This is a genomic window from Ruegeria sp. CK3 (assembly GCF_056536565.1).
Genome location: NZ_JBQFPV010000013.1, coordinates 97,685 through 122,596 on the forward strand (window position 1 = coordinate 97,685; position 24,912 = coordinate 122,596).

Sequence of the window (24,912 nt, forward strand, 5' to 3'; positions counted from 1 at the left end):
TGTTCGCGCAACCGGGGTTTCGCGGGCCCGGTCCGATCTGTTATGCCGCGCTGCAACATGAACCGTGCCGGAGCCGAGCATGAGCGCCACAGCCCGCAAAAAAACCCCGAACGCCGAGGATATCCGCGCGCGTAAAGGCGGCGATCCTTTGGTCAGTCTGACGGCCTACACCACGCCGATGGCCCGACTGATGGACGCCCATTGCGACTTTGTCCTTGTTGGCGACAGCGTCGGAATGGTGCTGCACGGGTTGGAATCGACCCTTGGCGTAACGATGGAGATGATGATCCTGCACGGTCAGGCCGTCGCCCGCGGGCTGGAAGGCGCGATGATGGTGATCGACATGCCCTTCGGCAGCTACGAGGAAAGCCCCGCGCAAGCCTTCCGCAACGCCGCCCGCCTGATGGCGGAAACCGGGGCCGGCGCGGTCAAACTGGAAGGCGGGGTCGAGATGGCCGAAACCATCCGCTTTCTGGTCAAGCGCGGCATCCCGGTGATGGCCCATATCGGCCTGACGCCGCAATCCATCAACACGCTGGGCGGCTATAAGGTGCAAGGCCGCGACGAACAGGCCGACGCGGTGCTGGCTGATGCCGCCGCCGTGGCACAGGCAGGTGCGTTTTCGGTCGTGTTAGAGAAGGTTCCGCAAGGTCTAGCCGATCGGATCACGGCTGAGGTGGAAATCCCGACCATCGGCATCGGGGCCTCGGCCGGCTGTGATGGGCAGATCCTTGTGGTCGACGACATGGTAGGCTTTTTCACTGCGTTCAAACCGAAATTCGTCAAACGCTACGCCGAACTTGGCCCCTTGGCCGAAGCCGCCATTGCTGAATACGCAGCCGAAGTACGCGCCCGCACCTTCCCGGCGGATGAGCATGTTTTTGCGGATCAGGCCCCCAAGGGCACCGACACATGACCGCGCCTATTCTGCGCCGATTGGCGGACCTGCGGGCCTTGACCACGCAATGGCACCGTGACGGAGAGATAGTCGGCGTCGTCCCCACAATGGGCGCGCTGCATCAGGGCCATTTGTCACTGGTCGAGGCGGCCAAAGCCGGATGCGACCGCGTGATTGTCACGATCTTTGTGAACCCCAAACAGTTCAACAACCCCGAGGACCTGGCCAACTACCCGCGCACCGAGCATGAGGATGCCGAAAAGCTCGCCCCCTTTGGTGTTGACGCCATCTATGTGCCGGACCCGGATCAGATCTACCCCGAGGGGTTCTCGACAACGGTTTCGGTCGCGGGCCTGACCGATGTGATGGAGGGGCCCTTCCGCCCCGGTCACTTCGAAGGCGTCGCCACGGTGGTCGCCAAACTGTTCCTGCAAACGCAAGCGGATCGAGCCTATTTCGGCGAAAAAGACTATCAACAGCTGTTGGTCGTGCGGCGCATGGCCCGCGATCTGGATATCCCGATCGAGGTCATTGGCTGCCCCACCGTGCGTGAGCCGTCGGGCTTGGCGATGTCCTCGCGCAATCTGCGCCTCTCAGCCGAAGGGCTGCAGATCGCGGCGCAGAAGAACCAGATCATGCGCGAAATGGCAGAGGCGCTGTCACAAGGCGCGGATTTCGCGCCGCTTGCGCAATCTGCACGGGATTCTCTGATTGCGGCAGGCTTCACCGAGGTCGAATATATCGACCTGCGTTGTGCAGAAACGCTACAGGCCCTGCCTCGTGCCGACCGCCCGGCCCGCCTGTTCGTCACCGCCTGGGCGGATGGCGTGCGGCTGATCGACAATATCCCGGTCGCTGCGGCCTGATTTCTGCTCTGGCCCCTGCGCGAGTGTTTGCGCTAAAGTCCCGCAAAACACCACCGGGGGAGGAACGCGGGCATGACATATATTCTGGCTATTGATCAGGGCACGACATCATCGCGCGCCATTTTGTTTGACGCTCAGATGCAGCGTGTGGGCACGGCACAGCAGGAATTTCCCCAGCATTTCCCGCAGGAAGGCTGGGTCGAACATGATGTCGAGGATATATGGAACAGCGTTCTGAGCGTTTGTCAGGAGGTGGTGGACTCCACGGGCACAACGCCTGCACAGATCGCCGGGATTGGCATCACCAACCAGCGTGAAACCACTGTGGTCTGGGACAAGACCACCGGCAAAGCGATCCACAATGCCATCGTCTGGCAGGACCGCCGCACCGCCGATATCTGCGCCCGCTACAAACAGGCCGGGTGCGAGGATGATGTGACCCTGCAAACCGGGCTGCTGTTGGACCCGTATTTCTCGGGCACCAAGGTGAAATGGCTGCTGGATACTGTCCCCGGCGCGCGCGAAAGGGCCGAAGCCGGAGAGCTGCTGTTCGGCACCATCGACAGTTTCCTGATCTGGCGGCTGACCGAAGGGCGCAAGCACGTCACCGATGCCACCAACGCCGCCCGAACCCTGTTGTTCGACATCCACAAAGGCGCATGGAGCGCTGAGATCTGCGATCTGCTGGACGTCCCGATGGCGATGCTACCAGAGGTGCTGGATTGCGCCGCTGATTTCGGCGCGACAACGCTGCTTGGCGGCAATGTCCCTATTCTGGGCGTGGCCGGGGACCAGCAGGCCGCCACTATCGGACAGGCTTGCTTCCAGCCCGGCATGATGAAATCGACCTATGGCACTGGCTGCTTTGCCCTGTTGAACACCGGCACGCAGCCGGTTGCCTCGAAGAACCGTCTACTCACCACGATCGGGTATCAGCTGGATGGGCAACGGACCTATGCGCTAGAAGGCTCGATCTTTATTGCCGGGGCCGCCGTGCAGTGGCTGCGCGACGCACTTCAGATCATCGACTCGGCCCCGCAGAGCGGCGATCTGGCCGCGCAGGCCGATCCGAACCAGCATGTGGTGCTGGTGCCCGCCTTCACCGGCTTGGGTGCGCCCTACTGGAAACCGGATTGCCGTGGCGCAGTGTTCGGACTGACCCGCAACTCGGGCCGGGCCGAAATCACCCGCGCCACACTGGAAAGCATCGCCTTCCAGACCCGAGACCTGTGGCACGCCATGCAGGGCGACTGGGGGGCTGAGGCAGAGGTGATCCTGCGCGTCGATGGCGGTATGAGCGCATCTGACTGGGCCATGCAGGGCCTCTCGAACATTCTGGGCGCACCGGTCGATCGGCCCGTGATGCAGGAAACAACCGCCTTGGGGGCTGCATGGTTGGCGGGCATGAAGGCCGGGATCTATCCCGATCAGAACGGTTTCGCCGAGACATGGCAGTTGGACCAGAGATTCGAGCCTGACATGCCGCAACAGGACCGCGACGCGGCCTATGCCCGTTGGCAACGCGCCGTTCAGGCGGCCATGGCGTTCTGACGGGTCTCCAAACACCAAGTAGGCCGGGCTTCAGCCCGGCACCACCCTCAACAGCGTTTCGGGTTAGCTGTGATCTTTCATCAGCCGCTGCTTCTGCCGCGACCAATCCCGCTTGGCCTGGGTTTCGCGCTTGTCATGCAGCTTTTTACCCTTGGCGATCCCGATCTTCAGCTTCGCCCGGCCCTTGTGGTTGAAATACAGCACCAACGGCACCAGCGTCATGCCCTTGCGCTGGGTTGCATTCCAAAGGTTCGACAGCTCTTTGCGCGACACAAGCAGCTTGCGGCGGCGGCGCTCTTCATGCTTGAACACCTTGGCTTGCTCATAGGGGGCAATGTAGCTGTTGATCAGCCATAGCTCACCGTCATCGACCGAGGCATAGCTTTCGGCGATGTTCGAACCACCTGCCCGCAGGGATTTGACCTCGGACCCCTCCAGCATGATGCCGCACTCGATATCCTCTTCGATTGCGTAATCGAAGCGGGCGCGCCGGTTCTCGGCGATGACTTTGTAATTCGGGTCTGTCTTCTGCTTGGCCATGACGCGATGATGTAGGCGGCTTGGGCCGTCCTTGCAAGGCGCAGCGCCTACCTCTTGGCCGAGATGATCAGATCTGGGCCAAAAATCGTGTCGGCATGGTTGGCAAGGTAGATCTTGAGCCACGGCGTAAAACGGGTGGGATGGCGGCGTACTTCGGCCAGCAGATCGTGATAGTCGATCCAGCGGATATCCATCACTTCGTCCGGATTAGGCTCGATTTTCAACGGTCCGCGAACATGGGCGAGGAAAACATCAACGACCTCATGTTCCACCATGCTGTTGCCGACATCAGCGTGATATTCCAGCCGGTGGCGGTATTCCGGGTAGAGGCCGGTGATCCCCAATTCCTCACGCAAGCGGCGCACAGAACAGGCCGAGGCGCTTTCGTTCCAGTCGGGATGCGTACAGCAGGTATTCGCCCAAAGACCCGGCGTGTGATATTTGCCCATGGCGCGGCGCTGCAACAGAATTTCGGTACCCCGTACGACAAAGACAGACACGGCCTTGTGCTTGAGGCCCTTTTCATGCGCCTCCAGCTTGTCGACGGGGGTCAATTGGCCATCAACCCAGGCCGGAATCATCAATCCCATCTGTCTTCTCCTGATGCCGATCCGCCGGAAAGGCGGGAATTTGGGGTTATGCAATGGCCAGATCGGCGTGGCGGTTCGGTGTCATTGGGCTAAGCACGGTCACCGCATGAAACGAAGGTGGCAATGATATGTCATGTAATCAATCGCACGAAAGGCCGCAGGTGTGCGGCCTTTCGTCATGTCCAACAGGATTTTCGGCCGATTTTACTCGCCAGAGACGCTCACGATGTAGGCATAGACATCCTCGCCGCCTTTTTTCAGACGGAACGACATCTTGGATTTGGCCGAGGTCTCGCCCAGGTAATCCTTCAGGAACGCTTTGGGGTCCTGCGAATAGGCGACGAAAGTCTCTTCGTCCCAGACCAGACCGTTTTCGCCAGCAGCAACGATGCTGTCGCCGTATTTGAACCCCTCATAGGTGCCCGCAGTCCGTCCTGCGATGCCATAGAGGTTCGGCCCGGTCTTGCCGCCCTTGACGATCACTTCGCCCTCGGGGTCCGCGATCATGTGGCAGGATTTGCACTTGTTAAAGGCTTTCTTGCCTGCTTCGGCATCGCCTTCCGCATAGGCTGGCAGGGCCAGCAGGCCGATGATTGCTGTAGCTAGGATGCGATTCATATTTTGGCTCCGATACTTGGTGGCTTGCGCAGATGGTGCTTTTGAACGGCCCAGAGTCAACGCGCAGATTGCCGCGCATACGCGCCTCTCGGCGTTTGTACGGGCGTTTCTAACCTGTTGCGTTTAGCGTGGACCAGCAAGGTAGCAAATCGTCGTAGACGGGTGTCGCAAGATAAACCGCCCGCGCGATCGCCCGCGCGAGGCAGAGAGAGGCCGCATGGCCGATCTGCCCAAGCTCAGCCTCTGAGGTCATCGGCCTTGCCCCGGTGCTGACGCCAAACACCAGATCGCCATCGCCCGGCGTATGCGCGGGAAGAATTGCGCGCGCTATCCCATCATGGGCGGCGACCGCAAGTCTCTGACATTGAGGTTTGGACAAAGCCGCGTCGGTGGCGACGATGGCAATCGTCGTGTTGGCCCTCTGCGGGTCGGCGCGCATGGCCTGCGACTTGCGGCTGATTTGCGGTTGGCCCAGTCCTGCGCTGGGATCAGGCCCTAAACCGCCGAATTCATCGCCAATCTCAAACGGCGCCGCCCAGAAATGCCGATCACCCGGCGTTGTGACGCTGCCCAGGGGGTTCGCCGCCACCAAAGCTCCAACCTTCACACCGCTGTCCAAGACAAATGAGGCCGAACCCAGCCCGCCTTTGTGCATCGCCGCCAAGGCTCCGGTGCCTGCGCCAGTTGTGCCAAGGGTGAAATCCTCGCTGGCGGATTCGAAAGCCTTGCGCCCCAAAGCGCGGTAGGGGTTTTCGTTCCATGACTTGTCACTGCCATTCAACAGGTCGAACAGGATTGCGCCGGGAACGATTGGGACCCGGATGTCCCCAACAGGAAATCCCCGGTCTTGTGCCCGCAGCGCGTCCGAGACGCCCGAGCAGGCATCCAGACCAAAGGCCGACCCGCCGGACAAAGCAATGGCGTCGACATGGGTGACGGATTTGTCGGGGGCCAGCAAGTCGGTTTCGCGCGTGCCGGGGGCCCCGCCCATCACGTGGACCGAGGCTGTGAATGGCGTGTCGGCGGTCAGGACCGTTGTGCCAGACTTCAGCGCAGTGTCCTGCGCATTGCCGACCTTCAGGCCGGGGACATCGGTGATAAGGTTTCGGGCTCCGGGGGTCATGTTCGCCTTTTGTGTTGGGCCGAAAGCGCGCTGGTGCGCGCTGCCTCCGGCGGAGGTATTTTTGGCCAGATGAAGAGCGGATCAGATACAGCGGCCACCGTCGACCTCGAGCGCTGTGCCGGTGATCATGCTGGCCTCGTCCGAGCAGAGAAACAGGGCCGCGTTGGCCATGTCCTGTGGGGTTGAAAAGCGACCAAGCGGGATGGTTGAGAGGAACTTGGCGCGAATCTCGGGCGTGTCTTCGCCCATGAAGGATTTCAGCAGCGGCGTTTCCCCCGCGACCGGGCAGATCGCGTTGACGCGTACGCCAGAGGGGGCCAGTTCGACCGCCATTGTTTTCGTCGCGGTGATCATCCAGCCCTTGGAGGCGTTGTACCAGTTCAGATTGGGGCGCGGCGACAGCCCGGCGGTTGAGGCGACGTTGAGGATCGCCCCGGCGCCGCGTGCCTTCATCGCCGGGACAAAGGCGCGGGCGGTCAGGTAGACGGATTTCATGTTCACGTTGAAGACGCGGTCAAAATCCTCTTCGCTCACGTCTTCCAGCGGGGTGGGCAGATGGGTGACGCCCGCGTTGTTGACCAGAATATCGAGCTGTCCAAAGGCGGCCTCGACCGCGTCGGCCATGGCCTGAACCGACGCGCCGTCGCTGACATCCACCTGTTGCGCCATGGCGGCGGAGCCCAGTTGCGCCGCCAGGTCCTGCGCCGCGTCGCCGTTGATGTCAGCGATCATCACGCGCGCGCCTTCGATCAGGAATTTCTGTACAATTCCCGCCCCGAATCCGGATGCACCGCCGGTGACGATTGCGGTTTTACCGTTCAGCCTCACGTCGTTACCCCTCCTGCCAGTCAGGGGCAGAGTAGCAACGCATCCCAAAGATACCAGATCATTCTTCCGAGACTTTGCCGCGCAGGGCCTTGACGTCGCCACGGGCTTTTTTCGCCGCCAGCCGCCGTTTGACCGACCCATAGGTCGGCTTCGTCGCGACCCGCCGTTTGGGTTTGACCAGCGCTCGGGCGATCAGTTCCGCCAATCGGGTGCGCGCAAGTTCGCGGTTGCGGGCCTGAGAACGGGTTTCTTCGCATTGAATGAGGATCGCACCATCCTTGGTCCAGCGCCGCCCGGCCAGACGTTTCAGGCGGTTCTTCACCGGCTCCGGCAGGGATGGCGAGCGCGCGGCCTCAAACCGAAGCTCGACAGCGGTTGAGACCTTGTTGACGTTCTGGCCGCCGGGACCGGAGGAGCGGACAAAGCTCTCGGTCAATTCCCAATCCTGCAGGGTGATATCGTCAGTGATGCGCAACATGGTTCAGACCTTACAAGGCGCGGGTGGAAACAGAAAGGGCCGCCCCGGTGGGACGGCCCTTCGAAAGTACAAGGAGGTCGGGTCGGTTAGATCAATCGACCAGCCGGAGCGAGCGCTCCGCCAAGGGCTGCCCTAGCAGGCTTTCCCCCCGGTTGTTCCGACACCTCTCTCCAATCTCTTTCTTGACACTGGATCACCTCCTTTTCTATCTGTTGCGGTTAACTTTGAGCCTGACACAAGATGCGCCATTCTCAAAGCACTTTTTTACGCAGGCTGTGCGGCAGTCAGACGGGAGACGATCACCTTGAACGGGATCAGGGCGATCAGGGCCAGTGACAGCTTCACCAACCAGTCCGCAAAAGCCAGCGTGACCCAGAGCGGAGCCATCGGGCCGGACAGCATGAACGGCACAGGTTCCCACGCCCAGTTGATCGCGGCGTCAGCGTTTGCGCCGAAGAAGGTGACCGACGCCGAGAAGGCCAGCGTAAAGAAGATCGCGGTGTCCAGCGCCGATCCGACCAGAGTCGAAACCAGCGGCGCGCGCCACCAACGGCCGCCGCGCATGGCGTTAAAAACAGTGACATCGGTCAACTGTGCGATCAGGAAGGCGGTGCCCGAGGCAACAGCGATCCGCAGCGGCACGGCGGCATATTCGAAGCCGTCGCCCTGCAGCATGATCTGGCTACCGATCAGCGAGCAGATGATACCGGTGACAAAACCGGCGAACACGACCTTGCGGGCCGGACCCACGCCATAGACGCGGTTCATGATGTCAGTGACCAAGAAGGCCAGCGGATAGGTGAAAGCACCCCAGGTCAGCAATCCGTCAAGGATCAGGAACTGAACCAGAATGTTCGAGGCCACAACAATGGCGGCCATGGCAAGGATGCCGGGAATATAAGAGCGTTGCATTTTCAGATGCCCGTTTTGACAAGGTAGCGGCGACTTGGCCAAGGGCTCATCCCAAGGCAAGCCGTGCGTTTAGACCCTTGGTCTGGTCCTGTCAATCGGGCAGCAGGTATTCCACCAACTCGGTCCGCTGCAGCGCCAGAAAGTTATCGTCCGAGATCATCGTTGCGCGCAGGCGGTTCTGATCGTCGCGCCAGACCGACAGACCTTCGAGGTTGTCATGTGTACCGGTTTCGGTTTCCAGCAGAACCTCCTCGGCGCGTGGTGAATTGTTTGAGACGTCCCATCGGCGCAGGCGGGTCCGAAATCCGATGAATGCGACCGAGCGCTCAAGTACATAGAAGCGCCCATCTGGGCCGAAATCAGCCGCAACGGGCAGGAAGCGATCCCGCGGTGGAAGGGTAAAAGGGGTCGACCAGGTGGTCCCGTCCCAGCGAAAAACCGGAATATCGCCGCTCGCCGTGCGGGTTTTCTCTGGCAGGGTATAGAGGTGCCCTTGCCCGTCGATCGCCAGCCCTTCGAAAGAACCGTTGCGATTCAGCGCGCTGAAGGCGTGAGGGCGCGGCAGAACCAACGCGTTAGCCTCCGAAGAGCTATAATAGGCCACGCGATGAACACCTTCGAAGGACACGAAAAAGCCGCCACCTGGCGCAAGGGCGATTCCTTCGGAGTCCCCCGCCCGGCCGCTCAGCTTACGCCCCATGCTGGACAAAAGCGGCCCGCGGTTTTGCACTTCGACACCCGATATCGCATCTCCATCGCGCGTGATCCGTGCCGTGACCAAGGTAGCTCGGTCACTCAGGAGGGTGACGTAGGATCCGTCGTCGCTCAGGTGTATGGCCGAGAAGCCACCGAACCAATCGGTGGCCTCGACCCATGTGTAGCTGCCCAGAAATGTGGCGCTCTTGATCTCAACCGCTGCGACCTGACCGGCCCACAAAGCAGCGGCAATCAGTTGGACGACAAAACGGCAGCGCATTGCTGGGGCAGATCGGCCAAAACATATTCGCGACGTTTCTTTGGCGCAGGCGCGTTCGGATCGGGTGGCGGAGGGTTGAGGATATTGTTGACCCATTCCTGCGCTTGTGCGCAGCCATCACCCTTTGGCGGCGGGTCCTGATTGACGCAGCCTTTAGACCCGCGCGGGCATTTCAGGCGCACATGGAAGTGGTAGTGATGGCCCCACCAAGGCCGGATCTTGCGCAGATAAGCCCGGTTGCCCTTTTCTTCCTTGCACATCTGAACTTTGGCACCGGGGAACACAAAAATCCGCGCGACGCGCTTGTCCTTTGCGGCTGCTCGCAGAACGGCGTGGTGCTGTTTGGTCCAGTTGCCGTTCACGAACGCTCCGTTCGCGCGACGCAGGGAAATGGACGAGATATTCTCACGCGCGTTGCGCGACAGCCGCATGTTGTCTCCGGGCAGCATCCAGATATCGATATCCAGCCCCAACTGGTGCGAGCGATGGCCTGAGGTCATCGGCCCGCCCCGCGGCTGGCTGATATCCCCGACATAGAGACCATTCCAGCCCGGCTGCTTGGCCGCAAACCGGCTGAGGTCTTGCACGTAATCTATTGCCTCGGGGTGGCCCCAGTTGCGATTGCGCGACAGGCGCATAGCCTGCCATGTGGGCCCGGTTTCAGGCAGCTGCACCGAACCGGCGGCGCATCCGCGCGAATAACTGCCGAAAGCGGCTGGTTTTTGTTGTGAGCTTTGCTTTTGCGCCCCGAACAATTGCTTGGCCAGAGGCTGCGCCCCCGCTGTGCCTGCCCATGTGATCGTGGCTAATAGTGCCAAAAAACGTAGTAAAATCATCTGCTCTGATCCCCTTCCGGCTTTACCCAGCGCATCAGGAATAGACCCAGAATAAACAACAGAATGATCGGTGACACCCCTAGTCTTGCACTACCGGTCACAGTTGTTGCCACTCCGATCAGCAATGGCGCGGCAAAGGCGGTCGCACGGCCGGACAAGCCATAAAGCCCAAAGCTTTCTACCGGAGCCGCGGGATCGGTATGGCGCACCATCATTGAGCGGCTGGCGGATTGCAAAACCCCTCCCATCCCGCCGATCAGGATACCACAGCCGAAAAACACCATGTCGGGCAGTCCGGACCCTTCAGGTAGCGCTATGCCATAGATCTGCGTCCGGTCCATCGAAACGACGGTGATACAAACAAAGATCAGCACCCAGATTGCAACCAGAATGACCGGTTTAGGGCCGTATTTCCGATCCAACTTGCCCCCGATCCACGCAAAGATGGCAGAGGCCAGAACGCTGACAATCCCGAAGACACCGATCTTGATCAGGTCCCACTCTAGAACCAACCGCGCATAAACCCCGCCAAAGCTATACAGCCCGTTCAACGCGTCGCGGTAAAACATCGACGACCCGAGATAAGTCGCCAGACTGACCCGATGGCGCAGGTCCGAGATGGAGTGCCCCAGCAGGTTCAGCGCCTCGACGAAACTGCCGGTTTTTTTGGTTTTTGGATCGTCACGCACCCACAGGAAATAGGGCGCCATGAACAAAACGAACCACGCGGCGGTGAAAGGCCCGACAAAGCGCGTACCCTCGCTAGTCGCAGCATCCAGACCCAAAGCAGGTTCTATCCCGATCAACGTCTTGCCGTTGGGCTGTTCGACAAATAACGCCAGCATGATCGCCAGCGATATCAACCCGCCAAAGTATCCGAAGGCAAAACCTGAGCCCGAGATCTCGCCCACCTGATTATCATCGCCTAGTTCGGGCAGCTGTGAGTTGATGAAGATCAGCGCATACTCTGCCCCGACAAAGCCCAGCCCAAAGGCCGACAGCATCAGCCACATGTTCGAGCCGTCGGGCATCGTGTACCAAAGTGCGGCAGACCCCACCACATACATCACCGAGAACGCAAATATCCACGGTATGCGACGCCCGGAAACATCTGCCATCGCCCCAAGCAGAGGCGCGCCAAAAGCGATGATCAGCCCGGTGATGGTCAGGCAATTGGCCCAGACCGTCTGCGCCCGCGCGGCGGCGGCTTGCGGGTCCAGCCCGGCATCGGTGAAATACCCTGCGGCGACTCCGGCGAAATAGGGACCGAATACAAAGGTAACCAGAAGCGAATGATAAGGCTGCGATGCCCAATCAAAAAACCACCAGCCCCAGATGCGCTTGCGATTGGAAATCTCTGCCATGATTGCCCCAGTTATTCTTTTGTCCAATAAGACGGGTGTTTGGCCCAATTCGCAAGCTTTCAGTTGGCGCAGGCTTGCTCTTTGCGGCGTGTGTGCTTAGGTCTTTTTCGGTCAAAGAACGGAGTACCCATGCTGTCGCTGATCCAAATCCTGCTTCTGATCCTGGACATTGTCTGGTTCATTATCCTCGCCCACGTGATCATGAGCTGGCTGATCAATTTCCAGGTGCTGAATCTGCACCAACAGCTGGTCGCGCAGATCTGGTACGGCCTGAACCGCATACTCGAACCGATCTACGGCCCGATCCGCCGTATCCTGCCGAATATGGGCGGGCTGGATCTGACCCCTCTTGTCGTGCTGATCGGGGTCTATGCGGCGCGGATTATCTTGATCAACAATGCGGGCTATTTCGTCTGAACTCTTGTTCACCGAATCTTAGTGTGTGATTGTCCTGTCTTAAGAGCAGATAAACCTTTAAACAGGGCAACCCCGCACATGTTCGACGCCGCACCCCTGCTGCGAGATGTCTTTGGATTCGACGACTTCCGCCCTGGTCAGGAAGAGATCGTCGATGCCGTGACCGCAGGTGAAAACGTGCTGGCCATCATGCCAACAGGCGGCGGTAAATCCCTGTGTTATCAATTGCCTGCGCTGCTGCGCGACGGTGTGACGGTCGTAATCTCCCCTTTGATCGCTTTGATGCGCGATCAGGTCCGTGGCTTGCAGGAGGCCGGGGTTGAAGCCGGTGCGCTGACCTCGGGCAACACGCCCGAGGAAACCGATGCGGTGTGGGAGGCGTTAGAGGCCGGGCGGCTCAAGCTGCTTTACATGGCGCCCGAGCGTCTGGCGGCCGGGTCGGCACTGGGCATGTTGCGCCGCATCAATGTCAGCCTGATCGCTGTGGACGAGGCACATTGCGTCAGCCAATGGGGTCACGATTTCCGCCCCGACTATCTGCGGATCGGAGAACTGCGGCGCGCCCTGAACATACCTCTGGCCGCGTTCACTGCCACGGCGGATGCCGAAACGCAGGACGAGATCGTCGAGAAACTGTTCGACGGAGGCGCCCCGCGCAAGTTTCTGCGGGGGTTTGATCGGCCCAACATCCATCTGGCCTTTGCCGCCAAGGACGGACCGCGCAAACAGATCCTCGACTTCGCCGCCGCGCGCAAAACCCAATCCGGCATCGTCTATTGCGGCACCCGCAACAAGACCGAAGTTCTGGCTAAGGCTCTGCGCGACGAAGGACATTCGGCCTGCCACTATCACGGCGGTATGGACCCCGAGGACCGGCGTATCGTCGAAACCCGTTTTGCGCGCGAGGACGGGCTGATCGTCGTCGCCACCGTCGCCTTCGGGATGGGCATCGACAAACCCGATATCCGCTGGGTCGCCCATGCGGACCTGCCCAAATCCATCGAGGCCTATTACCAAGAGATCGGCCGCGCCGGGCGTGACGGAGGCCCGGCTGAAACCCTGACACTGTTTGGCCCTGATGACATTCGCTTGCGTCGGTCGCAGGTGGATGAGGGCCTGGCCCCGCCTGAACGGCGCATGGCTGATCACGCGCGCTTGAACGCTCTGCTGGGTCTGGCCGAGGCGCTGGTGTGCCGTCGTCAGACTCTGCTGGGCTATTTCGGAGAAACGGCCGAACCCTGCGGGAAATGCGATCTCTGCGACACCCCGCCCGAGGTTTTTGATGGCACAACCCCCGTCCGTATGGCGCTGTCGGCGATCCTGCGGACCGAGGAATGGTTTGGCAGTGGCCATCTGATCGACATCCTTCTGGCCAATGAAACCGACAAGATCCGCGCGCGCCGCCATGATACGCTGTCGACCTGGGGTATCGGCAAAGACTGGTCGCGCCCGCAATGGCAGGCGATCTTTCGGCAGATGATGGGCCATGATCTGGTCCGCCCCGACCCCGAACGCCACGGTGCCCTGCGCATGACGGAGGCTGCTAAGCCTATCCTGAAGGGTGAGGCGCAGATCAACCTACGCGAGGATACGATCCGCAAAGCCGCGCGCCGCCCCGCAGTCAAGGCGATGGTAGCCGAAGAAGACGCTCCGCTGCTCTCTGCCCTCAAGGCCAAGCGCCGCGCTTTGGCCGAAGCCGCACGTGTGCCTGCCTATGTCATCTTCCCGGACCGCACCCTGATCGAAATGGCCGAGAAACGTCCACAAACGCTGGACGACATGGCCCGCATCGGAGGGGTCGGGGCCAAGAAGCTTGAACGCTATGGCGACACCTTCCTTGAGGTTATTGCTGGGGCCGTAGAAGCGGTCCACCCTGCGCGGCGCAAGCTGGCCGGGCGCGAGCAAGGCGAGATTTACGACCGCCTGCTTGAGGTGCAGTCACAATTGTCACGCGGGCCAGAGGGGATCGACAAGCCGCTGAGCTGCACGGCCTCGCAACTGGCGAAGGTGGCGCAGATGCGACCCGATGATCTGCGCGGGGTCGAACAGGTGTTGGGCGATCGTCGTCACGAAAGGTTTGGGGCGGCCTTTCTGGATGTGCTGCGGCAAGCGGGATAGGTCGGTTCACGTTTCAAAGGCGTCAAAAAACACTGCCTCTCTCTGCGGTCGACTGCGCCTTTTGACAAAATCTCTTTTGGTGAAACGTAAAACGACCTAGATACCGCAGGACAGGCAAGGAACGAGGGCGGATATGCTGGTAGTGATTTCCCCAGCCAAGCGGCTGGACTGGACAGAACGGGATGTTGAGGCCACGCAGCCCGACTTTCAGGACGATGCGATCCGTTTGTCCAAGACTGCGCGCAACCTGACACTGAGCGACCTCAAGAAACTGATGGACCTCAGTGATGATCTGGCCCGGCTGAACCGGGACCGCTATCGCGCTTTCGCCGACGCACCCGAGCTTGAGGCCACCCGCCCCGCCGCACTGGCCTTTGCCGGTGACACCTATCAAGGGCTAGAGGCAGCCTCGCTGGACGCTGATGAGATGGTATGGGCGCAGGACCATCTGCGCATTCTGTCCGGTCTTTACGGCGTATTGCGCCCTTTGGACGCGATTCAGCCCTATCGGTTGGAAATGGGCAGCAAGCTAAAAACCCGGCGCGGCAAGAACCTGTATGAATATTGGCGCGATCAGCTTAGCAAAGCACTGAACGCGCAAGGGGCTGAGGTTGGCAGCGAGGTCTTGGTCAACTGCGCCAGTCAGGAGTATTTCGGGGCGGTCGACCTGAAAGCGTTGAACCTGAAAGTTATCACTCCGGTCTTCATGGAGGACAAAGCTGGTACGCCCAAAATCGTCAGCTTTTTCGCCAAGAAAGCGCGCGGTGCGATGGCGCGGTATATCATTCGGCATCGCTTGACCGATCCGGCCGGTTTGCTGGATTTTGACAGCGGCGGCTATGAATACCGCCCCGATCTGTCCGAGGACGACAAGCCCGTTTTCGTGCGGCCTTACTCGGCGTAGAAGGCAGGAAGCGAGGGGCCGCCCCTCGCGCTCCTCGAGGTATTTTTAGCCAGATGAAGGTAGGTCCCCTTTTTTAGGGCCTCTGCCGCTGCTTAATCGGGCTTGGGCGTGACAGGTTCAGCACCCTCGGGGTAATGGTCTAGGATCATTTGCTGGATGAGCTTCTTATGCAGCGGTTTGGTCAGGTAGTGATCCAGACCGGCCTCTAGAATACCTTGATCATCCCCCGCCATGGCGTGCGCCGTCAGGGCGACGATTGGCACGTGCTGATTGGTTTCAACCTCGCGGCGACGGATTTCTGCGGTGGCTTGTTTGCCATCCATTCGGGGCATCGAAATGTCCATGAAGATCAAATCGGGTGAAAACTCCTGATAGAGGTCAACAGCCTCTTGCCCGTTGCTTGCGAAACGCAGGTCGATGTTCAGATCCTTAACCATCTTCTTGAGGATCAGTTGGTTGGTCCGGTTGTCCTCGGCCGCCAGAACGCGCATCACACGGTTCCCGATCGGGTGGGCCACTGGCATAGGTGGAGGCGAGGTATCTGGCTGAGTTGCGGTATCCCCCAAGGCAATCAGTCGGCTGTAAAGTTCGGACCGTGGGATGGGTTTTTGCAAGACACCTTCGATCAAATGCCGTGCAGGGCTGGCGTGAATGACGCCTGGATTGGTGGACATGATAACCACCGGCAACTCGGCCCAGCCGCGGTCGTGCAGGATGGTCGCAAGCTCCATACCGTCCATATCGGGCAGGTCATGATCGCATAGTAACAAATCAATCGAGGGGTCCAGTTTCGACAGCGCTTCCCCTCCTGAAGCGCAGAGGGTGACCTTTGCCCCAAGACGCCCCAGTTGTTTGGCAAGGATGGCCCGGTTGGCCGCCATATCCTCTACCAGCATCACATGTTTCAGGAACCCTTGCAGGTCAGGCGGAGCGGGTTGTGGCCCCTCGGCGGTGGGCAGAGATACCCGGAAGCCAAAACACGACCCTTGCCCAACTTCGCTTTCGACCCAGACATTGCCCCCCATCATGGTGATCAGGCGTTTGGTGATCGCGAGGCCCAGCCCTGTGCCTTCGAATTGGCGATTGCGCTCATCTTCGACCTGATTGAACTCACCAAAAATATGGTTGATCTTGTCGTCCTCAATCCCAATACCGGTGTCTTCGATGGCGATGTGAACGTCGCAATCCTGGCGGTCCGGGTGGGGAACACCGGTCACCCGGATCAGCACATGCCCCTCGCTGGTGAACTTGACGGCGTTGCCCACTAGGTTGGTCAGAACCTGCCGCACGCGCCCCGGATCCCCCACGAACAGCGTTGGCAGGAAGAGGTCGTAATCCACCAGCAGCGTCAGGCCTTTTTCCCGCACGCTGGGCTGCAGCAACATCGCGACCTCAAGGATGCAGCGTTCGAGATCAAATTGCTCGGGGTGCAGGATCAGTTTGTCCGCGTCGATTTTGGAATAATCCAGCACATCGTTGATGATAACCAGAAGCGCCTCACCCGAGTTGCGGATCGTGTTGACATAGAGGCGCTGTTCTTCATCCATCGGTGTTTCGGACAGTAACTCGGTCATGCCAACGATGCCGTTCATGGGCGTGCGGATTTCATGGCTCATATTCGCCAGAAAGGCCGATTTGGCGCGGCTCGCAGCCTCGGCGCGGTCGCGTGCGGCCTGCAATTCGGCCTCATGCCGGACGGATGCGGTGATGTTCAGGGCAAGGCTGACCACATCTCCGTCGCTGCCACGCTGGTCGATCAGGCGGATGTATTGACCATTCCAGAGTTGGATCACCTCGGGTGGCGGATTAGCCCGTGCCCAGCGTCTTTGCATGCGTGCCTGCCAGTCCCCGGCCTTTTCCGAGTCGGTGTCGACGATGCCTTCGTTGGTCAGCAATTTAAGAATGCGCGTATACGAGATACCCGGCGCGACCTCATCCAGACCTTCGAACACGCTTAGATAGGCGGTATTGGCCCCGATCAGGCGACTGTCACCGTCGAAAAAGGCAAACCCGTCTTGAATGGTCTGGATCGAATGCCACAGGCGACGCTCGGCCACTTCGACCTTGGCATGGGCCTCGGTCAGATCTGATTTGACCTTTTCATTCTCGCCCCGGACGGTTTCAACTTCGGCCTGAGTCTCGCCAATTCGTTTGGTCAACGCCATCGCATGACGGCCCAGTTTGCGGTTGGCCGAAGACAGCTCAGCCTGTTTCAGCGCCAACATCCGTTCCGCCGCGAGGCGCGCGCGCCGTTCCTGTGCCAGTTTTTGTGCGAGGCTCATGATGCGTAATTCCGGTCTGCTCTGCCGTCAGCATCCGGGCAATCGGTGAAAAAGTGTTTAAGCCGTTGCCTGAGGGGCACCGCACGTGTCAAATTGACCCCAAACAGGAGGTCAAAATGCACCGCTTTGTATTTTTTTCAATAACTTACATCATTTCCACTTTCGCCCTGACCTTGGGCGCTCTGGCCCAGACTGCCGTGCCCGAGTTCCGCTATATCACGACCCGAGATGCGGATTTTTATGGCTCGGATCTGGATGCGCTGTTCGATACGGATCTAAAGTCCTGCATCCGCGCGTGTTCGGCCAATCAAAGCTGCACGGCCTTTACCTATAACACTCGGTCGGATGCCTGTTTTCCTAAAAGCGGTGTGAACCGGCAGGAGCCCTATCAAGGCGCGGTGTCGGCACAGAAAGTATTCATCCCAGAACAGACCCTATTATTGGGGAAAACGCGCGCTGAGTCCCTCACATTCCTTCGCCAGAAAAACCTGAACGAAGCGTTTCAACAGGCCCGCGACCTTGGGTTTCGCCACTCTGCCGGAGGGCGTGACCTGCAGACTTTGCTGGAGTCAGCGCTAAACGCAGATACGGACCGGCTCGCGATGTTGTGGACTGGGGAGGCCGTGACCCTCAGCGATGCGTCCGACCTATGGGTTGAATACGCCCGGCTGCTGCTGCGCCTGAACCCGAACGGATATCAGGAGCAGCAGGACTTCCGCACCCGCGCGTTGAACGCCGCCATCAACGGATATCTGCGCGCGGACACACCGGGGGCCCAAATCGCGGCGCTGATGGTGATGTCAGACGCGCTGGAAGCGGTCGAACGCGGTCGCGATATGGTATCGGCGCTGCGGCTGGCCGAACAGGTCCAACCGCGTGAGGATGTCTTGGCAGCTTTGGACGATGCGATCGGTAAATACGGTTTCCGCATCATCGACAGCACGGTGGAAAGCAACGCCGCCGCACCGCGTATCTGCGTTGAGTTCTCGGAACCCTTGGTCAAGGCGGGGGTCGATTACGACCCGTTTGTGCAACGCAGTGACGATGGGCTGGTGGTACAGGTCGATGGCAAAAGCATTTGCCTAGACGGCGTTGCGCATGGTCAGCGCTATCGCTTTGCCCTGCGCGAGGGGCTTCCGGCGGCCTCGGGTGAGGCCCTCAACCGTACTGTCGAGCTGACGCACTACGTCCGTGACCGTGCTCCGTCGGTCCGGTTTCCGGGGCGCAGCTATGTGCTGCCGAAATCGGCGGATGCGGCCCTGCCGGTTGAGACGGTCAATACCGGTTCTCTGGACCTGACCCTGCGACGCGTCAGCGACCGCAACCTGATCCGGGCGATCCAGCAGGATTTCTTTGGCCGCCCCCTCAGCGAATGGCAGGAACGTGAGTTTTCGGACGAGATTGCCGAGGATGTCTGGACCGGCACAGCCGAGATCGCAAACGAGCTGAACCAGAGCATGACCGCCCGCCTGCCCATGGCGGAGGCGATTGCCGATCAACCCGCTGGGATCTATGCGCTGACTGCACGCGTACCTGGGGCCGATCCCTATGATGACCCAGGCGCAACACAGTGGTTCGTGCTGACCGATTTGGGGATCAGCACGGCTCTTGGCACCGACGGGCTGCATGTCACCGTACGCGGTCTGCACGATGCTACCCCGCGCGACGGGATCGAGGTTTCGCTAGTCTCAAACGCCAACGCGGTGATTGCCAAAGCGCAGACAGATGCCAGTGGCTATGCGCAGTTCGAAGCGGGCCTGACCCGCGGCAAGGGGGCAAGCGCACCAGCTTTGGTGATGGTCGTTGATGGGGATTCTGATTTCAGCTTCCTCTCTCTGACTGACCCCGCGTTTGACCTGTCGGATCGCGGGGTCGAAGGGCGCGCGCCTGCGGGTCCCGTGGATGTGTTCCTGACCACTGACCGAGGCGCCTATCGCGCCGGAGAGGTCATTCACATCACAGCTCTATCCCGCAACAACACAGCTCAGGCCATCGAAGGCCTGCCCCTTACCGCCATTCTCTATCGCCCCGATGGGGTGGAGTATCGCCGCGCGGTCTCGGATGGCGGTGTAGCGGGCGGACACATCTTCAGCCTGCCCGTCGCCCCCGATGTGCCGCGTGGGACATGGAAGATCGAGATCAAGTCCGACCCCAAGGCCGACGCTCTGGCCCGTCAAACCGTGTTGGTCGAGGATTTCCTGCCCGAGCGCATCGACTTTGACCTCAGCCTGCCGGACGCGCCTTTGCGCCCCGGCGATACGCCGCCCTTGCAGATCGACGCCCGCTATCTGTTCGGCGCGCCGGGGTCGGATCTGAGCATTGACGGACAGGTCATTGCCCGCCCAACCGACGCCGTTCCTGGCTTTGAAACCTTCCGCTTCGGCCGCTACGACGCCGAGACCTCCACCAAAAGCACCTATTTCGGTGATGCGCAGACGGATGCCTCTGGGCAGGCCTCAATTGCCATCGAAATCCCGGGGTTAGAGACAAATGGAAAACCTCTTGAGGTCGAAGTTATCACCCGACTGACGGACGGATCGGGCCGCCCTGTCGAACGCCGCCTAACTGCTCCGGTCCAATCCGCACAGGCGATGATCGGTATCCGCCCCCTGTTCGAGGATGTGATCCCCGAAGGCACCGAAGCTGCGTTCCAGATCATCGGCCTGTCGCCCAACCTGACCACTGAGCCCATGCGCCTGCGCTGGACGCTGAACAGGCTGGAAACCCGCTATCAATGGTATCAGCTCTATGGCGACTGGAATTGGGAGCCGACCACGCGACGTACCCGTATTGCCACAGGTGAGGTTGAGACAGGTGCAGACCCACTGAACCTGTCGCAACCGGTCGACTGGGGCCAGTATGAACTGGTGGTCGAACGCCTCGATGGCACTTACGCGGAAACCGCCGTGGAGTTCAGCGCGGGCTGGTATCAGGCGGCAGACGCCTCAACCTCGCCCGACCGACTGGAAATGTCGCTGGACCGCGACAGCTATCGCCCGGGCGAGAGGGCGCAACTGCGGATCGTGCCGCGCATGGCAGGCGTGGCGCAGATCGAGGTCCTCTCGAACCGGCTGATCCACCGCCAGATGGTCGACGTGCCAGAGGGCGAAACCGTGATCCCGATCGACGTGACCGAGGATTGGGGTGCCGGAGCATATGTCACCGCTACCGTGATCCGCCCCATGGATGTCGCAGCCGGTCAGAACCCGGCACGGGCAATGGGCGTGGCCCATGCAACAGTTGAGCCTGTCGGGCGCACATTGGATGTAAGCATTGATGTGCCGCAGGTGACCTCTCCGAGAACAACGCAAAAAGCCCTTGTTAGGGTCGAAAATGTGCCCGAAGGTGAGCCTGTTTGGCTGACCCTGGCCGCCGTGGATGTGGGTATTCTGAACCTGACCGGTTTCGAAAGCCCCGATCCGCAGGGTTACTATTTCGGCCAGCGCCGTCTGGGCGTGGACCTGCGTGATGTCTATGGCCGCCTGATCGATGGCATGAACGGTGCAATGGGCACGATCCGCTCTGGCGGAGACAATTCGGGGATGCAGAGGCAATCCCCTCCGCCAACACAAGACCTGATGGCCGTTTTCAGCGGCCCGGTTCAGGTGGATGCAAACGGAGAGGTCGAGGTCGACATCCCTCTGCCCGCCTTCAACGGAACCGTACGGCTGATGGCGGTCGCCTGGTCGGCGGCAGCCGTCGGACAGGCCGAGGCCGAGATGATCGTGCGCGACCCCGTGGTCGTCACAGCCAGCCTGCCCCGTTTTCTGGCCTCCGGCGACCAAAGCCGGATGTTGCTTGAGATCGTCCATGCCGATGGCCCATCAGGTGAGATGGGACTGGGGCTGACCGCATCATCCGGGTTGGAGTTGGGAACAGCGCCCGTCAGCTTTGTTCTGGAGGATGGCGGCAAGGCGGTATTCGAAATCCCGCTTCGCGCGCTTGCCGTCGGAGACCCGGAAATCAGCGTGGCGATCACGACGCCGGATGGCCGTGACTTGCCGCAAACCCTGCGGATGCCGGTACGCGCAAACGACCCTATTGTGGCTCAAACACGACGGTTTTCGCTAGGCACGGGCGACAATTTCCTGTTCACCCAGGACGTGTTCGATGGCTTCCAGCCCGGCACTGCAAAGGCGATTCTGTCCGCGGGCGCTTTGGCAAAGTTCGACACACCCGCCCTGCTGGATCAGTTGAATCGCTACCCCTATGGCTGCACCGAGCAAATCACCAGCAAGGCCCTTCCGCTGCTGTACCTGTCCTCCGTGGCGCAAGCGTCGGGGCTGGGTGACGGGCCGATTGTGGATCAACGCATCAGCGACTCGATCCGCAGCATCCTGACCCGACAGGCCCCGAACGGAGCGTTCGGCCTCTGGCGTGCAGAGAGCGGAGATTTCTGGTTGGACGCCTATGTCACCGACTTCCTCTCACGCGCCCGAGCGCAAGGCCACTCGGTGTCGGACCGCGCCTTCGCGCAAGCCATGGATAACCTGCGCAACCGCGTGAACTATGCCCCAGACTTCGACGAAGGCGGTGAGGATATCGCCTATGCTCTTATGGTGCTGGCGCGCGAAGGCGCAGCCTCGATGGGCGATCTGCGCTATTACGCGGATACCAAGGGGGACGTTTTCGACACCCCTCTGGCCGCCGCGCAACTTGGGGCGGCGCTGGCGTCCTACGGAGATCAAACCCGTGCCGACGCCATGTTCGCCCGTGCGGCCCAGCTGCTGCAGCGTCGACCCGCGCAGGAGCGCTACCTGTGGCGGGTCGACTACGGCACAGATCTGCGGGATGCCGCCGGTCTTCTGACCCTTGCGGTCGATGCGGGCAGTCAGGCAGTGGATCGCGACGCGCTTGTCCAGCGTGTCACCTCAGGCCGCGCGCATTTGTCGACGCAGGAGGCTTCATGGTCCCTGCTGGCCGCGCATGCGCTTGTATCAGACCCATCCGACTCGGGGTTGATGGTGAACGGCACGCCGGTCTCGGGTCCCTTCGTTCAGGTGCGTGATGCAGGGTTTACCGATGACCTGAACATCTCGGCCACCGCAGCCAACCCAACCGATATCACGCTGACAGTGACGGGCATCCCAACCACTCCGCCCGAAGCCGGAGGCACCGGATACGCCATAAACAGAGCCTATTACTCGCTTGAAGGCGACCCTCTGGACCGGTCCACCTTCACCGCCGGCGACCGCTTTGTAACCGTCCTGACCGTCACACCGTTCGAGAACGGCGGCGCGCGGTTGATGATCGACGATCCTCTGGCTGCAGGGATCGAGATCGACAACCCCAACTTGTTGCGATCAGGCGATGTGCGCGCGTTGGATTGGCTGGACCTGTCCGACGCGACGCATACCGAGTTCCGCTCAGACCGCTTCTTGGCGGCGGTCGATCTGTCCGGCGGTGAGACGGTGACACTGGCTTATGTGGCGCGCGCCGTCACGCCCGGTACGTTCCACCATCCGGCCGCTTCGGTCGAGGATATGTATCGCCCGCAAAACCGCGCGCGGACGGAAACCGGGCGGGTTGAGGTGCGGTGATCCCGCACCCACCATATCGGCGCAAGGGGGTCGCCCCGGCGTTGCTGGCGCTGGCCTCTGCGCTCTACCTGACCGCCTTCGCGCGGGACCGGTTGGATGCGTGGGTAGACGCAACCGTCCTACCACCTGTTCTGGCCGAAACCTCGGTGGAAATGAGGGGCCGGGACGGAGCGCTTCTGCGGGCCTTCCCGGTCGAAGATGGCATCTGGCGGATGCGCCCCGGCCCAGTGGACACGGCGTTCATCGAAATGCTGGTCCGGTATGAGGATAAACGGTTCTGGTCACATTCCGGTGTCGACCCTCTCGCGTTCCTCCGCGCTGCCGGGCAAGCCCTATGGAATGGGCGTACCGTTTCGGGTGGCTCAACCCTAACCATGCAGGTCGCGCGACTGATCGAGGATGGCTCAACCGGGCGCTGGAGTGGAAAGATCCGGCAAGTTAGGGTCTCATTGGCGCTAGAACGGCGTCTGAGCAAGCAGCAAATTCTAAACCTCTACCTGACCCACGCCCCCTACGGTGGCAATCTGGAAGGCCTCCGCGCAGGCAGCCGTGCGTGGTTTGGAAAAGACCCGGTGCGGCTGACCCCCGCACAGGCCGCTCTGCTGATTGCCCTTCCGCAATCGCCCGAGGTCCGGCGCCCGGACCGTGCCCCTTTGGCTGCCCGAGACGCGCGAGATCGGGTTCTGAAGCGGATGCAGTCTTATGGGGTTTTGACCAAATCTGAGATGCACAGCGCACTGACCGAAGATATCCCGGATCAGATGCGCCCATTTCCCCGCTTGGCCCCTCACCTGACAGACCGAGCGCGGCGTGAAAACCCGGAAGCTGAGGCTTTGGACCTGACACTGGATGCCGGGCTGCAGGAACGGCTGGAGCCTCTTGTCGCACAGGCGGCGGCGCGAGCGGGGCCACGTATTTCAGGGGCGCTGATCCTGGCTGATCACCGCGGCGGAGAGATCCTGGCCTCGGTCGGATCCGCGGGCTACACAGACGCGCGGCAGGGGTTCGTGGATATGACGCGGGCGCTGCGCTCGCCGGGGTCGACGCTGAAACCTCTCGTCTATGGGTTGGCCTTCGATCAGGGGCTGGCCCATCCCGAAACTTTGATCAGCGACAGCCCGGTTATGTTTGGCCGCTACGCGCCGCGCAATTTTGATGACGCCTATCGTGGCGATGTGCGGGTTCGGGACGCGCTGCAATTGTCGCTCAACATCCCAGTTGTGCGGCTGACGGATGAGCTTGGGCCTGCGCGCGTGATGGCCGCCCTAGAGCAGGCCGGAGCCCACCCGAAACTGAAAGGAGGCACCCCAGGTCTTGCTATCTCACTAGGCGGTGTTGGGCTGAGCCTGCACGATCTGGTGCAACTCTACGCCACGCTGGCCGCAGGTGGGCAAGGGCCAAGGTTGCGTCATGAGGCCCTGGCGGATCGCGCTAGGACGCCTCGGGTTCTGTCAGATGTCGCGGCATGGCAGGTGAGCGATATTCTGGTCGGTCTTGCCCCTCCACCAGGGGCCGCCGCATTTGGCTTGGCGTATAAGACCGGCACGTCCTACGGGCACCGGGATGCCTGGGCGATTGGCTTTGACGGCCAGCATGTGATCGGCGTCTGGCTGGGGCGCGCGGATGGCACTCCGGTCCCCGGCGCCTTTGGTGGAGAGCTGGCGGCCCCCCTGTTGTTTGAAGCCTTCGGCCATCTGAAACCGGCTGCCACGCCATTGCGCCCACCGCCGCCATCGACCTTGATCGTGGGGGCCGCCGAACTGCCGCAACCCCTACAACGCTTTCAGCTCCGAGGGGCAGCATTCGACGATGACCCAAGCGCCCCAGACCTGATCTTTCCGCCCAATAATTCTGTGTTAGAGACGGATGGAGGCCCAGTGACCGTAAAACTACGTGGCGGGGTTGGACCGTTTTCACTGCTTGCGGATGGCGTTCCGGTGTTGACGGGGCAACGGCATCGCGAGTTCGAAATTCCGAACCCGGGTCGCGGGTATACCGCACTCGTGGTGGTGGACGCCCATGGCGCGTCGGATCGGGTGTCAGTTCGAATCGACTAAAGCGTGGCAGAGTA

19 protein-coding genes are annotated in these 24,912 nt (G+C 61.0%); 8 read left to right on the forward strand and 11 right to left on the reverse strand.

The window, feature by feature from the left end; all coding sequences use genetic code 11:
• The first annotated feature begins 79 nt into the window (after window positions 1–79).
• The 3 genes from panB (at window position 80) to glpK (ending at window position 3,315) form a co-directional block, all read left to right on the forward strand.
• Window positions 80–916 (forward strand): 3-methyl-2-oxobutanoate hydroxymethyltransferase, encoded by an 837-nt coding sequence (panB, locus tag ACR0C3_RS19815; protein WP_480760121.1) that lies wholly within the window; start codon window positions 80–82, stop codon window positions 914–916.
• The gene (gene panC / locus ACR0C3_RS19820) at window positions 913–1,764 is read left to right on the forward strand and encodes a pantoate--beta-alanine ligase (protein ID WP_480760122.1); all 852 of its coding nucleotides are present in this window, start codon (window positions 913–915) and stop codon (window positions 1,762–1,764) included. The genes panB and panC overlap by 4 nt, the downstream gene beginning before the upstream one ends.
• Window positions 1,765–1,836: 72 nt before the next feature.
• On the forward strand, window positions 1,837–3,315 hold the full coding sequence (gene glpK, locus ACR0C3_RS19825; RefSeq protein WP_480760123.1) for a glycerol kinase GlpK: 1,479 nt from the start codon (window positions 1,837–1,839) through the stop codon (window positions 3,313–3,315).
• A 63-nt stretch (window positions 3,316–3,378) separates the two neighbouring features.
• Here glpK and smpB read toward each other — a convergent pair whose 3' ends face one another.
• The 10 genes from smpB to ACR0C3_RS19875 all read right to left on the reverse strand — a co-directional run bounded on the left by smpB (window position 3,379) and on the right by ACR0C3_RS19875 (window position 11,580).
• Entirely contained in the window at window positions 3,379–3,855 is a 477-nt protein-coding gene (gene smpB, locus ACR0C3_RS19830; protein ID WP_170379480.1) for an SsrA-binding protein SmpB, read from the reverse strand.
• A 47-nt stretch (window positions 3,856–3,902) separates the two neighbouring features.
• On the reverse strand, window positions 3,903–4,445 hold the full coding sequence (idi, locus tag ACR0C3_RS19835; RefSeq protein WP_480760124.1) for an isopentenyl-diphosphate Delta-isomerase: 543 nt from the start codon (window positions 4,443–4,445) through the stop codon (window positions 3,903–3,905).
• Between the two features lie 204 nt (window positions 4,446–4,649).
• Window positions 4,650–5,063 (reverse strand): c-type cytochrome, encoded by a 414-nt coding sequence (locus ACR0C3_RS19840; RefSeq protein WP_170472935.1) that lies wholly within the window; start codon window positions 5,061–5,063, stop codon window positions 4,650–4,652.
• Between the two features lie 109 nt (window positions 5,064–5,172).
• Window positions 5,173–6,186: a P1 family peptidase gene (locus ACR0C3_RS19845; RefSeq protein ID WP_480760125.1), complete on the reverse strand. Its 1,014-nt coding sequence runs from the start codon at window positions 6,184–6,186 to the stop codon at window positions 5,173–5,175.
• Window positions 6,187–6,267: 81 nt separating this feature from the next.
• The gene (locus ACR0C3_RS19850) at window positions 6,268–7,014 is read right to left on the reverse strand and encodes an SDR family oxidoreductase (RefSeq protein WP_475219947.1); all 747 of its coding nucleotides are present in this window, start codon (window positions 7,012–7,014) and stop codon (window positions 6,268–6,270) included.
• Between the two features lie 58 nt (window positions 7,015–7,072).
• Window positions 7,073–7,492 (reverse strand): alternative ribosome rescue aminoacyl-tRNA hydrolase ArfB, encoded by a 420-nt coding sequence (arfB, locus tag ACR0C3_RS19855; protein WP_480760126.1) that lies wholly within the window; start codon window positions 7,490–7,492, stop codon window positions 7,073–7,075.
• 264 nt (window positions 7,493–7,756) lie between these two features.
• Window positions 7,757–8,404 carry a queuosine precursor transporter gene (locus tag ACR0C3_RS19860; RefSeq protein ID WP_480760128.1) on the reverse strand — a complete coding sequence of 216 codons (648 nt, stop codon included), beginning with the start codon at window positions 8,402–8,404 and terminating at the stop codon, window positions 7,757–7,759.
• 91 nt (window positions 8,405–8,495) lie between these two features.
• Window positions 8,496–9,380 (reverse strand): esterase-like activity of phytase family protein, encoded by an 885-nt coding sequence (locus ACR0C3_RS19865; RefSeq protein WP_480760129.1) that lies wholly within the window; start codon window positions 9,378–9,380, stop codon window positions 8,496–8,498.
• Window positions 9,353–10,216: a penicillin-insensitive murein endopeptidase gene (mepA, locus tag ACR0C3_RS19870; protein ID WP_170379497.1), complete on the reverse strand. Its 864-nt coding sequence runs from the start codon at window positions 10,214–10,216 to the stop codon at window positions 9,353–9,355. Before mepA ends, ACR0C3_RS19865 begins: the two co-directional genes overlap by 28 nt.
• The gene (locus ACR0C3_RS19875) at window positions 10,213–11,580 is read right to left on the reverse strand and encodes an MFS transporter (RefSeq protein WP_480760131.1); all 1,368 of its coding nucleotides are present in this window, start codon (window positions 11,578–11,580) and stop codon (window positions 10,213–10,215) included. Before ACR0C3_RS19875 ends, mepA begins: the two co-directional genes overlap by 4 nt.
• A 129-nt stretch (window positions 11,581–11,709) precedes the next feature.
• Here ACR0C3_RS19875 and ACR0C3_RS19880 point away from each other — a divergent pair, with 129 nt between their 5' ends.
• From ACR0C3_RS19880 to yaaA, 3 genes are all read left to right on the forward strand, one after another.
• Window positions 11,710–11,997 carry a YggT family protein gene (locus ACR0C3_RS19880; RefSeq protein ID WP_170472916.1) on the forward strand — a complete coding sequence of 96 codons (288 nt, stop codon included), beginning with the start codon at window positions 11,710–11,712 and terminating at the stop codon, window positions 11,995–11,997.
• Between the two features lie 78 nt (window positions 11,998–12,075).
• A complete protein-coding gene (gene recQ / locus ACR0C3_RS19885) occupies window positions 12,076–14,115 on the forward strand; it encodes a DNA helicase RecQ (protein ID WP_480760133.1) in 2,040 nt (679 codons plus the stop codon).
• A 133-nt stretch (window positions 14,116–14,248) separates the two neighbouring features.
• A complete protein-coding gene (yaaA, locus tag ACR0C3_RS19890; protein ID WP_480760134.1) occupies window positions 14,249–15,019 on the forward strand; it encodes a peroxide stress protein YaaA in 771 nt (256 codons plus the stop codon).
• 92 nt (window positions 15,020–15,111) lie between these two features.
• Here yaaA and ACR0C3_RS19895 read toward each other — a convergent pair whose 3' ends face one another.
• A complete protein-coding gene (locus tag ACR0C3_RS19895) occupies window positions 15,112–17,301 on the reverse strand; it encodes a response regulator (RefSeq protein WP_480760136.1) in 2,190 nt (729 codons plus the stop codon).
• Between the two features lie 116 nt (window positions 17,302–17,417).
• Here ACR0C3_RS19895 and ACR0C3_RS19900 point away from each other — a divergent pair, with 116 nt between their 5' ends.
• Both ACR0C3_RS19900 and pbpC read left to right on the forward strand, forming a co-directional pair.
• Window positions 17,418–22,841 carry an alpha-2-macroglobulin family protein gene (locus tag ACR0C3_RS19900; protein ID WP_480760137.1) on the forward strand — a complete coding sequence of 1,808 codons (5,424 nt, stop codon included), beginning with the start codon at window positions 17,418–17,420 and terminating at the stop codon, window positions 22,839–22,841.
• A complete protein-coding gene (pbpC, locus tag ACR0C3_RS19905) occupies window positions 22,838–24,898 on the forward strand; it encodes a penicillin-binding protein 1C (protein ID WP_480760139.1) in 2,061 nt (686 codons plus the stop codon). The genes ACR0C3_RS19900 and pbpC overlap by 4 nt, the downstream gene beginning before the upstream one ends.
• Window positions 24,899–24,912: the final 14 nt, after the last annotated feature.